The organism is Agarivorans sp. D1326 (assembly GCF_056958115.1).
Genome location: NZ_JBTWEN010000012.1, coordinates 112,373 through 125,074 on the forward strand (window position 1 = coordinate 112,373; position 12,702 = coordinate 125,074).

The window sequence follows — 12,702 nt, forward strand, 5'->3', positions numbered from 1 at the left end:
AGAGAGGTAAGTCATGTCGGTAAATAGACATGTGCATAAGTTTGGTGGCAGCAGCTTAGCTGATGCAGGGTGCTTTAAGCGGGTGGCGGCCATTGTGGCCGAGCATACCCAAGCACAGGATTTAATTGTGGTATCGGCAGCGGGTAAAACCACTAACCGTTTAATCAATATTATTGAGTTGGCTAAACAGGCCGATAATGCCGCAGCCGATGCGCTCACCGGTTTAATTGAATTTCAAAGCAAGTTGGTGAATGAGCTTCTTGATGAAGCAGCTGCCAAACCGATCTTAACAGCGCTTGACGGCGAGCATCACCAAATTGCTAGTATTCTTGAAGGTGGGCTTACAGCCTTTACCTGCAACGAAGTATTGTCTTTTGGCGAGCGTTGGTCTGCACGTTTATTAGCTGCTTTGTTAAGTGCTCAAGATTGCCAAGCCGAATGGTTAGATTCTCGCCAGTTTTTTAAAGCGGAGTTATCTACCCAACCGCAAGTGGATGTTACGCAAAGTGCCCCCTTATTAGCTAAATGTTTAGCTGAAAAAGCCGCTTGTCGCATTGTGGTAACCGGGTTTATTTGTAGTGATAGTGAACAACGTACCGTGACTTTAGGTCGCAACGGCAGTGATTACTCGGCTACCGAGTTAGCCGCCTTGGCTGATGCTGTGTCTACTACGATTTGGAGTGATGTGGCCGGTATTTACAGTGCAGACCCACGTTTAGTGAAAGATGCGGTATTGCTCGAAAATCTTGCGTTGAATGAAGCGGCAGAATTATCGCGCATTGGTACCTCGGTATTGCATGCGCGCACTTTAGAGCCACTGGCGCGCTCTCGCCAAAAAGTGAACTTGCGTTGCAGCTACGCTCCCAACGACGGGCAAACCTTAATTCACCGAAAAGGCGCAAACAGCCACAGCGCTAAAATTGTTACCTCGGTAGACAATGTGGTATTGCTAGAGCTTACTTTTACTGAAGATTTTTCTCACAACGCCACCGCGTTGTTAGAGGTTTTAGCCTGTAGCCATTTAGCGCCAGCTACTCGCCATAAACATAGCGAAACCGGTTCTTTACGTATGGCTTACACCTGTGAGCTTGTGGATGAAGCCTTAGCAAAAATAGACCAACTGGCGAGCCAATTTCATATCCAAAAAATTGAACGTAGCGAAGGTTACAGTTTGGTAGCTCTAGTGGGTGCGGGCGTGTGTGATAACCCGCAGCAGTGTTACCAGTTTTTTCAGCACCTTGCCGAACAGCCATTAGAGTTTATTCACTCTAGTGCCGACAAACTAAGTTTGTGTGCGGTGGTGAGAAAAATCACCTTAGAGCCGCTATTAAAAGATTTACACAGCCACTTATTCAAGCAAAAAACCAAGTTGGGTTTGGTGGTATTTGGTAAAGGTAACATCGGTAGCCAGTGGCTTGAGTTGTTTAGCCAGCAACAGGCTAAGTTGGAGCAGCAACATCAAATTGAGTTGTGTTTGGCGGGTGTGTTTTCTAGTAAAGCTGGCCATTTAGATTTTGCTGGCTTAGCGCTTGAGCAGCTAAACAGCAGTGAGGCCGATACTGCACTTATTTGGCCAGAGATATTTGATAAGCTAAAGCGTCATCCCTATGACGAGCTTGCTGTGTTAGACATTACCGCCAGTGAAGCGTTAAGCGCTTATTATGGTGAATTTGCTCGGCATGGCTTCCATCTTATTACCGCTAACAAACATGCAGGGGCGAGTGAGCAAGCTAATTATTCAGCCTTGCAGCAGGCCTTTAGTGACCATGGTGCTCAATGGTTAAGTAACGCCACAGTAGGGGCGGGCTTGCCAGTGCAAAAAAGTATTCAAAGTTTGCGCGACTCTGGCGATGAGATTCATACTATCTCAGGAATATTTTCTGGTACCTTGAGTTGGTTGTTCCAACAGTACGACGGAACAGTGGCCTTTTCTGAATTGCTCGCCGATGCCTTAAATCAAGGTTTAACCGAGCCAGATCCTCGCGAGGATCTTTCTGGTAAAGATGTGCAGCGCAAGTTGCTTATTTTAGCTAGAGAGGCGGGTTTACAGTTGGAGCTAGCCGATATTGCGCTTAGCTCGTTAGTGCCAGAGCATTTAGCTGCCTTAACTGTAGAGCAGTTTTTAGACTCGATGAGCGAGTTAGACCAAAGCATGCTAGAAGCCTTTAATGACGCTAAGCGCCAAGGCAAAGTGATTCGTTTTCTAGCCAAAGTGAATCAAAAGGGAGAGGCTGAAGTTGGCTTATCGGCAATTGATGCACTTCATCCTTTTGCTAACCTTAAACCTTGTGACAATGTGTTTGCCATTGAGAGCTTATGGTACAAGCAAAACCCTTTGGTGATTCAAGGGCCAGGCGCGGGCAGAGACGTTACTGCAGGGGCTATTCAAGCTGATTTAGTTAGCCTTTGTAAAAGCCTTAAATAAGCTGATGTTGGATAAAAAAAGGCCTCTTAAACTAAGAGGCCAAATAGGATATTAAGGGTGTTTACAAACGCTTGAAGGTTGCTACCTTCACTCTAGTTTTAAGGGTTGCTAGAAAACCTTCCGCACAAGAAAAGGTGGCGTGAAGCCACCTCTCAATTTTTACTCACACTTGCTTACCATCATTGTGCCAGCAGCTGACACAGGATCTGCATTGTCAATCTTAAGGCTATAAACGTACTTACCTGCTTCAGGAATCGTTACGTTCATTTCTTTACCAGAGCCTTCAATGCGTGATACTGGTAGTGTTGTTCCTAATACAACAGTTTGACTCGGAGTCGACACTTCGAAACGCTTAGTACTGTCGTCACTCCACTCAGCAACTGCGTATTTAAAGCCAAAGGCTGTATCGTTAGGCTCATCAAATACTAATTGATAGAGGTTGTTACCTTTGTAGCTTAGTTTGTGAGAATCGACTGCAGCCCAGCCGTTGTGAGAACCTCGAGCAAATACATCTTCGCCGATTGGTCCAACTTCACTTGAATCAGGTAGGGTACAATCTGCTAACTCGCCTTCTCCGACAATGCCGCCTGTATCTGGGCCTTCTGGAGAAGGAGCTACAACTTCTAAGAAGCGAGACTCTAGGGCTCCTAATGTGATTTCATATTCACCAGAAGCTTGAGAAATAAGGGCATCGCTAACTAAGTCTTTCAGGTCGCCATTACTACCAATTTGTGCATCGCTAACGGTAACAGTTTTGGCTGAAGTGCTAGTATTAGCTAGGAATAATACTACGTTATCTCCAGACAACTTGTGGTCAAAATAAACATTGACTGCTTCGTCGGTAACAATTGCAGTGCGTTCACCTTTATATAAGGCTGGGTTTTCTGAACGAATTTGCATTAGCGTTGATATGTAGTCACGCAAATCTGCTTGCTCAGTATTAGCTGCAAATATTTCACCGTTGGTTCGGGCGCCAGTTGGCAAGCCTTCAACTTTTCCGCTATTTCGGGCTACGTGGTCATCACACAAGCCAACAGCTGCACAGGTATTGTTGTCTTCTTGGCCGGCAAAGCCAGGTACTTCATCGCCAATTTCTTCGCCATAGTAGAAAGTAATTGGTCCTGAATAGGCAGCCAAAAACGCATTTGCTGCTTTATGTCGTAACCAGTACTCTGATTCATTTGGTTCAGCGATGTTGCCGCGCTGTTGTAAGTCGCCTAGGCGAACTAAATCGTGGTTAGAGATAAAACCATTAGGAACAGCGTGTTCAGGGTAAGCCGAATGCGTGCTAAATACACTGGCTAGGTTGCCCGCACTGTGATTATTGCCGCCACTTTCTTCCACGGCATAAGACTGAACAATTCGGTATCGACCTGGGAAATCAAAGGCTGAACATAAACCGGGCTGTTCTGCTGTTCCGTAAGCCTGTTCTGCAATTTCAGATTCACCTCTCCAGATTTCGGCAACTAGGTAGCCCATAGGGTTAACTGTTTCGCCGTTCATGGTGTAGGTGGTTGCTTTGGAGGCATCTTCAACCGATTTACGAATTTCGCCCCATGCACCAACCGGTACTTGATAAGCTTGGTCTAAACGCCAGCCATCGATACCAAGCTCAGTAATCCAGTAAGTAGCTACCTCTTTATAAAACTCAAGGGTATCGTTATCGGTACCTGGGTAGCTAACTGGGTCATTCGCGCCTGAAGGCGTTAAACCGTTTGGAGATGGTGTTACGTTGCCTTTATGGTGACCAAATACACCATCAAAAAATACATACATACCACGAGCATGAGCTTCGTTCACTAGTGTACGCGCTTGCTCCATAGTGCCAAAGTTAGGATCGATGGCGAAGTAGTTGCGGGTAAAGTAGCCAGTGGCATCTAATTTTCCATTGCCTTCTGAATCGAAAATCGGCGTCATCCAAACGGCATTCATGCCTAAGCCCTGAATGTAATCAAGCGAGTCAATAATGCCTTGTAAGTCACCTTTGTGATGGCTAGTACCATAACCGTCGTTATAATCATGGTTAGAGTCACCATCAATAAACGCTTCGGTCATTACTTGGTAGATGCGCAGTTCTTTGGCTTTTTCGTAAATTTCAGCATCACAAGCATAAGCTTGGTATTCATAATCAGGTGTTCCGCCGTTGCCGCCGCCATCACCGCCGCCGCCACAAGCACTTAAACCAAATACTACTGCCATTGAGATGGCGCTCTTGGACCAATTCATTATTCATCCTTGCTAAATACAACTTATATGAGCTCAGTTAATCACAGCGTCTTTAGACTAGATACTTGATAGCGTTTTCAGATTGATGGAAAATTGACCCAGCTCGCATCTTTCGTTTAATTGAGAATATTGTTTTTTTATGAAATGGTTTTCATTTTGATTATTCTGTTCAAGAAACGATTCATGGTTAAAAACTTGGTTTGTGAGGATTTGCATTGTTCGATTTGGGTTTTTTACTACTCACGGTATGATAGCCCTATAAATAGAAAGAAAGTGGCAGGTTTATGAGTGGCGTTAGGGCCCAGCAAAAAGAGAAAACACGTAGAGCAATTATTGATGCGGCATTTAGTCAGCTAAGTGCTGAACGTGGTTTGTCGAGCTTAAGTTTGAGGGAAGTGGCTAGGGAAGCGGGTATTGCACCCACTTCTTTTTATCGTCACTTTTCCGATATGGAAGAACTGGGACTAACCTTAGTAGATGAAGGTGGATTAACCTTACGCCAGCTTATGCGCCAAGCGCGGCAGCGCATTATTGCCAGTGGTGGCAGTGTTATTGGCACCTCGGTGGAAACCTTTATGGAGTTTGTTTATAACAATCCTAATGTGTTTCGTTTGTTGTTGCGTGAGCGTTCTGGGACATCTCCGGCTTTTAGGGCCGCTGTGGCGCGGGAGATCGCCCATTTTATTGCCGAGCTTACCGACTATTTAGAGCTGCAATATCGCTGCCCACGAGAGGATGCGCAAATGCAAGCCGAGGCAATGGTGATCATTGTTTTTAATGCTGGTGCATCTGCTTTAGATTTAGCCGAGTTTGATCGCCAATTGTTGGCCGATAAAACCATTAAACAGTTACGCATTGTTGCCAAGGGAGCGGCACTCTACAATCGCTCGGAAGCCTTAAGTTAAGAGGTGAATATGAAGGTAAGAAAATCGCTGCTATTGCTAGCTTTTATTGCAGGCTTATGTGGTAACGCCAGCTTGGCCCTATTTACGGTGCCTGAGCTAAAGTTTTCGGTGTTTCCAATCATTGCCTTTGTACTGGCCATTATGCAGCTGTACCACTTATATACTGAGAAAGACTTAAGTGAAGACTCACCTCTAATGAGTGTCGCCGCCTTTCTGCTGGGCGCCCTGGGTTATTCGGCCATGTTGCGAGCTCAATTCCCCGACATTGGTAGCAACTTAGTATTGCTAATCATCTGTTTGTTTATTGGCTTATGGTTGATGTTTAAGTTAGGTGGCTTTAAACGCTAAGGTTTGAATTATTAAGTTATTGCAAAGCCTGTTGCCATGCTAAATCTGCTTGTTGTTGGTAGGCTTTCCAATCTCCTTTTAACCAGCGTTGGCGCCCTTTTTCTGCAAAAAATAAATGCAGTTGGTTATCAAAAAACTCCCACACTTGACCGTCGGTTGCAATTAAGCCCTCGCCTAAAGACAGCGCATTGGCACAAAATCCGTTGTATTTAGCTTGGTAGGTCTCGGGACTAGCTGCAAATTTGTCGGCGCTTTGTTGACTGGCAAACTGCCAGTTTGCCTCTTTCCACCTCACGGTATACTTTTTATTGCCCTGCTGAATGTTGCGATTGGCTTGTTCTTGAGCAAGTTGGTAACTGGTTATGTCAATTCCGCCTATGGCTTTGTCGCTCCAAAAGCCGGTGCTTACCGGCTCGTTGGCAAAGCTGCTTAAACTAAGTATCAAGCAAGTGGTGGCAACTATAGTTTGTTTCATAATCTTCCCTAGATGCTGAGTAAGCCATAAATGGAGACCGTGCTTAGCAGGGCACTATTTCAAATAGTAAAAAGCCGCGTCAATTAACGCGGCTTTAACTTGCAGGTGAATACTTGTGCTAGCGACGCTGCAGGTACATGCCTACTTCGATGTGGTCGGTATAGGGAAACTGGTCAAACAGCGCCCAATGGCTAATTTTGTGAGTACGGCTTAACTCACTTAGATTGTCGTAAAGTGTATTAGGGTTACACGAGATATAAACAATGTTGTCGTAGCCTTGCACCATGTCTAAGGTTGCATCATCTAAACCCGCTCGTGGTGGGTCAACCAAAATGGTATCGCATTGATAAGTGCTTAAATCAACATCTGCTTCTTTTAGGCGGCGGAACTCGCGCTCACCCAACATCGCTTGAGTAAACTCTTCTGCCGACAAACGAATGATTTTTACGTTGTCGATGTTGTTATGTTTAATGTTGTATTGCGCTGCTTCAACCGAGGGTTTGGCGATTTCGGTGGCTAACACGCGATTGAAGTTTTTGGCTAAGGCTAATGAGAAATTACCATTGCCGCAATACAGTTCTAGCAAATCACCTTGGCTATCGCTGGTGGCGTGTTGCGCCCATTCCAACATGTGTTGATTTACTATTGCGTTAGGTTGAGTGAAGCTGTTTTCTATTTGCTGGTAAATAAGCTTTTCACCATTAACAGTAAGTACTTCATCTACTCTATCTTGGTCTAAACACATTTTTTGTTTACGTGAGCGACCAATTAACTGAATTGAAAATTGCTTGCTTAGCTCAGCTTTTAGTTTTTCGGCTTCTACACGCCATGCCTCGTCGATAGGCTTGTGGTAGAGCATGCTTACTATCACTTCGCCACTTAAGGTTGATAGAAAATCCACTTGAAACAGTTTGTGACGCAGCAGCGGATTTGGTTTTAGCTGCTCAACTAAAATTGGCATAAGCTGGTTAATGATTTCGCTAGCCGGAGGAAAGCTGTCTACTCTAAATTTTTGTTTGGTTTGCTGATCAAACATGATGTAGAAGAGATCGTCACCTTCATGCCACACCCTAAACTCGGCGCGCATTCGATAATGTTTCGTCGGTGATGCAAATACACTCGGTTGAGCAGGCGAAAATTCGGCAAACTGCTCTAAGCGTTTTGCCACTTTGTCGGCCAATAGTTGTTGGTACTGTTCTGGGTAGTATGCAATAGCGCTCATGGCCGTTCCTCTGTTCTAGCAAGCAGCGCAATTTAAAGGTGCGTGGCTTGCTTGTCCAGTTTATCTACAATAATAGTGATAATATTTCTAAAGTTTTAATTTTGGTCGCCGATAAGCTGTGACTAGGGTAAATCCGTGGAGGCTTTATGAACGAACTGAATGGCGTGGGCAAAACCCCCGTACAACAGTATGCCGAGCGCTTGTTGCAGCAGTCGGCTCCGGCGATTGAGAAACGCAATAACTTGGCAGATGACAAGGCAAGCTTAAACCAGCAAGGTGCGGTAGCTAGCCATGTGTTATTGAGTTCTGTTGAAAAACATACCTTGTCTATGGCAACGGGTGGAGTAAGCCTCCCTAAACCCCAGCAAGTGAGCGTGTTTGATGCTGAAGAAGTCGCTCGAAACGTGCTTAATTTTGTTGCCAGTTCCCTGCACAGTGCTAAACAGTCGGGGATGTCGGAAGATAAGCTAGCCGAAATGATGGCCCAAGCCCGTAAAGGGGTAGATATGGGTTTTGAAGGTGCCCGTGAGGAACTTAGTGATGCGGGTATTCTTAATGAAGAGTTAGAAAAAGGCATCGATAAGAGTTATGACCTAATTCAAGAAGGTTTAGAAAAGATTGAAGAAGGTGACTACGAAATTCAATCTGCACCTCTTTATAGCCAACTGGCAATGTCTAGTTCGCAATCCGCCACAATGGAGTTAGAAACAGCAGAAGGCGATAAGGTCACTATTAGTTATGGCTCGCAGTTAGCCGCCAGTTATAGTGAAGGGCGTTCTTCAATCCAAGCCTCTTTTGCCTCGCAGCAACAATTTAGCTTCTCGGTTGAGGGAGACCTTAATGATGATGAATTGGCGGCAATTGCCGATTTAATTAAACAGGTTGATGAGGTTGGCCAGCAGTTTTTCTCGGGCGATTTAGATAAAGCCTTTGACCAAGCGCTAAATATTGGTTTCGACGAACAGCAGCTAGTTGGCTTTGCGGTTAACTTTCAGCAACAACAAAGCGTAGCGGTTACCCAAGCCTATCAACAAGCTAATGACAAATCCTCTGGTGGCTCTGAGCTGGTACCAGACTTAAGTGAGTTTTTGAGCTCTTGGCAAGATATTCAAGCCAAGGTGAGTGCTTTGTTTGCTCAACCTGAATCTGCCACCGAAACGCTATTGGCTGGAATACTGCCTATTTCTAGCCCTAGCGACGAAGAAAACAAACAAGCAGATGTAGAACGCTTTAAAGGTTTTGCCGACCGCATGGCTGAAGCTTTGGCGATGTTTAACAACACACCTGCTACTGCGAATAACGCAGCCGACAACATTAGTTAATTTCAAGTTGGGTAAAAGCGCGGCTTTTTGTGCTATCAATCACATTAAGCCTCGCTTATAATCTCGCCCGCTGTGGTGCTTGTGTAGTAAATACTCAAGCTTAATAGGGAATCTGGTGCAAATCCGGAACTGACGCGCAGCGGTAATGAGGAACGAAAGCTCAAGGATTGGCCTTTTCCAAGGATCTCCAGACACTGTTTGTATCGCCAAACGGGAAGTCGCAGCCGTAGTACAAGTAATACGCCTCTAAGTCCGAATACCTGCCACATCGCACATGCTTATAACAGCAAAGTACTACGCGACGATTAGGATTACATCGATGAAGAAGTTCATATTACTGGCCGCAGTAGCGCCAGCTTTTGGCTATGCCCAAGAAACCCAGCAAGCACCCCAAACAGAACAGCCAGCTACTATGGTTGTTACCGCCAACCGCATGGAACAAACCGAAGCCAGTGTTGTTGCGCCACTTACTGTGGTTAGCCGTAGCGAAATTGAAAGCAGCGGCGCTCAAGACATTATTGATGTGCTAAGTCAGCAAGTGGGTATTAGCGTTACCCGTAATGGCGGTAAAGGGCATACCGAAAGTGTGTTTATTCGTGGTACCAGCTCAGCACAATCTTTGTTCCTTATCGATGGCGTGCGAATCAATACTGCTACAAATGGTGGCGCGCAGTTGTCGTTACTACCCTTAGAATTTGTTGAGCGTATTGAGATTTTACGTGGTGCGAGAGCTTCGATTTACGGCGCCGATGCCGTAGGTGGGGTAATCAACATTATCACTCGTCCTAGTTTTGGCAGCGAGTATCACGGCTTGAAAGCAGCAGTTGGTACTCAAGAGACTGTTAAGCTTGCCGCTCGTGCAAGCGGACAACTAGATGATGCTACTCAGTACAATGTTATTTTTAGCAAAGATAAGAGCAATGGTTATGATATTCGTCCACAAGATAACTTAGACGAAGACTATGGTTACGATACCTTTGGTGGATTGCTAAGCTTGGACCATGAATTCAACCAAGCTTGGCGTGGGCGAGTATTCTTACTCCTAAATGATAGCGAGTCCGAATTTATTCAAGGTGGTAAAGCTTTAACCAAGCACAAGCAAACCGTTTACGGTGCTAGTGTTAATTACGCTCAAGACCGAATCAATAGTGAGTTTGCATTAAACTCCCAACAAGACCAATCGGATACAGCCCCAGCCGATAATTTTGTTGATCCTCAGCGCTATTCTACAGAACGAGTTGCGGCTAACTGGCTACTAGGCTATCAACTTAACCAGCAATGGTTATTGCAAGGCGGGCTTGATTATCAAAAAGATGATATTTCTGGTACAAGCTTGATTTATCAACAAGAAAGCCGAGATAACAAAGCTGCCCATATTGGTACGCGAGCAGACTACGACCAGCATACTCTCGAGGGTAGCTTACGTTATGATGATAACGAACATTACGGTGACCACACTACCTATAACCTAGGTTGGGCTTGGCAGTTCCAACCGTCAATGCGTTTTAATGCATTGCATGGTACCGCCTTCAGAGCACCAACTTTTAACGATCTTTACTACCCAGGTAGTGAAAACCCTAGTTTAAAAGCAGAAACGTCAACTAATAGTGAGTTGGGCTTAGAGCTTAATTTACTGCAAAGCCAATGGCAGCTTAATGTATTTCGTAATGACGTGGATAATCTTATTGCTTGGGGTTGTGTAGCACGTTGTGATAACGACTACTCAGGAACGCCTGATACATGGCCATTATGGACACCAGACAATGTAAGTGATGCGCGCATTCAGGGTATCGAGTTCCAAGGTGAGTTTTCTACAGCTTTGGTAAACCATAGGGTAATTGTAGAATTTTTAGATCCAAAGGACCGTAGTACTGATAAAAACTTGATTCGCCGTCCTGAGGAGCAAGTTAAGTATAAAGCTGATATGTATTGGCAGAGCCTGCAAGTTGTTGTCGATTTCCTATGGCGCGGAGATTCGTATGAAGATGCAGCAAATACTACAACCATTGATAGTCATTCCATTTGGGATTTAAGTGCTAACTATAAGTTTGCTAGCGGGTTACGTGTTGATGCGAAACTACGAAATGTATTTGATAAGCAGTATTCAACTGTAAACGACTACCAAGCGCAAGGTCGTACCTTTGAGTTGGGCGCAAGTTACCAGTTTTAAGGTTTACGCTTTAACATAGCTCTAAGCCCTAGCTTTGGTTAAACTAGGGCTGAATTATTTTAAAGGCTTATTGGTAGAGTAATGCACGTTCTTGTTTTTGATTCTGGTGTGGGTGGTTTATCTGTTTTAGAGCAACTGCAGCAGCGAAACCCTACTATGCAATACAGCTACTTGTTCGATAACCTTTATTTTCCCTATGGGGAGTTAGACGACCAACAATTGATTACCCGTGTGGTCGAACTGCTTACTAAGGCAGTAAATAAGTTTAACCCCGATCTGGTGGTTGTGGCGTGTAATTCTGCCAGTACCTTATCCCTTCCTTCTTTGCGCGAAACTCTCTCCATACCAATAGTTGGCGTTGTGCCGGCGATAAAATCTGCTGCGAACAAAAGCATCACTCGCCACTTTGGTGTATTGGCGACTCCCGGTACCGTAGAGCGCAGTTATACTGAACAACTTATTGCAGACTTTGCCAAAGATTGTCGCGTTGAGTTACTCGGTTCTACATTATTAGTGCAATTGGCAGAACAAAAACTAGCTGGCGAATCTATAGCGCTTGAAGATGTAAAGCAGGCGTTAGCGTCGTGGTTATCGTTTGATGATCTAGATTGCGTGGTATTAGGTTGCACCCATTTCCCCTTATTAAAGGATGAAATCCAGCAAGTATTGGGTGAGCGAGTATGTTTAGTTGATTCTGGCGCAGCGATAGCCAATCGTGTACACAGTTTGCTATCAACTAATGAAGCCTTGAATCCAAGCCAAAAAAAAGCGGAAGCTCATGCTTACTGCACTATGCATCCCGCTAATTCTTCGTTGTTAAAACAGCTACAAGCTTATCAACTAAGTAGCTTGCAACTATTTACTTAGGCTTCTTTACGCTCATTCGCTTCACGAACCTTTAAAGTGCGTTGTTGAAACTCTTGTTCGTTTAGGGCTTCAACAGCTTTTGGTGCATCTTTAGCCGCCATTTCTACAAAACCAAAGCCGCGACGTTTACCGGTTTGCTTATCTTTCAATAAACGTACTGATACTACTTGGCCGTAATCTGAGAATAATTTGCGAATAGCTGACTCGTTTGCACGATAGGGTAGGTTACCAACGTATAGGGTTTGTGTTTCCACACCGTCGGATGATTCAGTCGTTGATGAACTTGCTGGTTGTTCGTCGCTAGTAGCACCGTTAGAACTTAACAATACGATGGCGCCGCCAACAATTACTGCTATAGATAGATATAAAGGCTGTAGTGGAGCGACTGCGGCAGCCACAAAATAGGCAGCAACTGCTACCGCTATAAGTATGACAACAGATAAACTGGAATTTTTCATAATAAATTCAATGCTCAATGTATTCAGAATAATGGAAAGCAATTTTTTAACAAAATTGCGACATCATGGTAGCCAGCTTTTTGCCGATAAGCTAGAAAATGTACAATTTCTCTATCAGAAACTTGCTAAATGACACAATTACTTTTAATTCATAGGCTTGTTTAGTCGCGAACTTGGTTTTCTGTGGATAAGTTTGTGGGTATTTTGTGGCTTAGTTGGGGGTTAATTATCAATTCAAAATTAATTGTGATTTTCTTCAAAAAACGCTTGCGCCGCGGGAATCG

10 protein-coding genes and 1 riboswitch are annotated in these 12,702 nt (G+C 44.6%); of the genes, 6 read left to right on the top strand and 4 right to left on the bottom strand.

Going from position 1 to position 12,702, the window contains the following annotated elements; all coding sequences use genetic code 11:
* The first annotated feature begins 13 nt into the window (after window positions 1–13).
* On the top strand, window positions 14–2,425 hold the full coding sequence (gene metL / locus ACYFDN_RS19210) for a bifunctional aspartate kinase/homoserine dehydrogenase II (RefSeq protein ID WP_483512373.1): 2,412 nt from the start codon (window positions 14–16) through the stop codon (window positions 2,423–2,425).
* Window positions 2,426–2,584: 159 nt separating this feature from the next.
* Here the strand turns inward: metL and ACYFDN_RS19215 are convergent, their stop codons facing one another.
* A complete protein-coding gene (locus tag ACYFDN_RS19215) occupies window positions 2,585–4,651 on the bottom strand; it encodes an alpha-amylase family glycosyl hydrolase (RefSeq protein WP_483512374.1) in 2,067 nt (688 codons plus the stop codon).
* A 284-nt stretch (window positions 4,652–4,935) separates the two neighbouring features.
* On the opposite strand from ACYFDN_RS19215, the gene fabR reads away from it, so the two are divergent.
* Together fabR and ACYFDN_RS19225 are read left to right on the top strand one after the other, a co-directional pair.
* Complete coding sequence (gene fabR, locus ACYFDN_RS19220) at window positions 4,936–5,556, top strand: HTH-type transcriptional repressor FabR (protein ID WP_016399696.1); 621 nt, start codon at window positions 4,936–4,938, stop codon at window positions 5,554–5,556.
* Window positions 5,557–5,565: 9 nt separating this feature from the next.
* Window positions 5,566–5,904: a DUF1422 family protein gene (locus tag ACYFDN_RS19225; protein ID WP_016399695.1), complete on the top strand. Its 339-nt coding sequence runs from the start codon at window positions 5,566–5,568 to the stop codon at window positions 5,902–5,904.
* Window positions 5,905–5,920: 16 nt separating this feature from the next.
* Here the strand turns inward: ACYFDN_RS19225 and ACYFDN_RS19230 are convergent, their stop codons facing one another.
* Together ACYFDN_RS19230 and trmA are read right to left on the bottom strand one after the other, a co-directional pair.
* Window positions 5,921–6,379 carry a YHS domain-containing (seleno)protein gene (locus ACYFDN_RS19230; RefSeq protein ID WP_483512375.1) on the bottom strand — a complete coding sequence of 153 codons (459 nt, stop codon included), beginning with the start codon at window positions 6,377–6,379 and terminating at the stop codon, window positions 5,921–5,923.
* Window positions 6,380–6,497: 118 nt separating this feature from the next.
* Window positions 6,498–7,601, bottom strand: coding sequence for a tRNA (uridine(54)-C5)-methyltransferase TrmA (gene trmA, locus ACYFDN_RS19235; RefSeq protein ID WP_483512376.1), 1,104 nt, complete (start codon window positions 7,599–7,601; stop codon window positions 6,498–6,500).
* A gap of 146 nt (window positions 7,602–7,747) precedes the next feature.
* On the opposite strand from trmA, the gene ACYFDN_RS19240 reads away from it, so the two are divergent.
* From ACYFDN_RS19240 to murI, 3 genes are all read left to right on the top strand, one after another.
* Entirely contained in the window at window positions 7,748–8,923 is a 1,176-nt protein-coding gene (locus ACYFDN_RS19240) for a DUF5610 domain-containing protein (protein ID WP_338623513.1), read from the top strand.
* Between the two features lie 56 nt (window positions 8,924–8,979).
* Window positions 8,980–9,205: riboswitch (cobalamin riboswitch) on the top strand.
* 37 nt (window positions 9,206–9,242) lie between these two features.
* Window positions 9,243–11,093 (top strand): TonB-dependent receptor domain-containing protein, encoded by a 1,851-nt coding sequence (locus ACYFDN_RS19245; RefSeq protein ID WP_483512377.1) that lies wholly within the window; start codon window positions 9,243–9,245, stop codon window positions 11,091–11,093.
* Window positions 11,094–11,174: 81 nt separating this feature from the next.
* Window positions 11,175–11,960, top strand: coding sequence for a glutamate racemase (murI, locus tag ACYFDN_RS19250; protein ID WP_483512378.1), 786 nt, complete (start codon window positions 11,175–11,177; stop codon window positions 11,958–11,960).
* On the opposite strand, the gene ACYFDN_RS19255 is transcribed toward murI, so the two are convergent.
* Window positions 11,957–12,418 carry an RNA recognition motif domain-containing protein gene (locus ACYFDN_RS19255; protein ID WP_152783536.1) on the bottom strand — a complete coding sequence of 154 codons (462 nt, stop codon included), beginning with the start codon at window positions 12,416–12,418 and terminating at the stop codon, window positions 11,957–11,959. The two genes, murI and ACYFDN_RS19255, sit on opposite strands and share 4 nt — an antisense overlap.
* Between the last annotated feature and the right edge of the window lie 284 nt (window positions 12,419–12,702).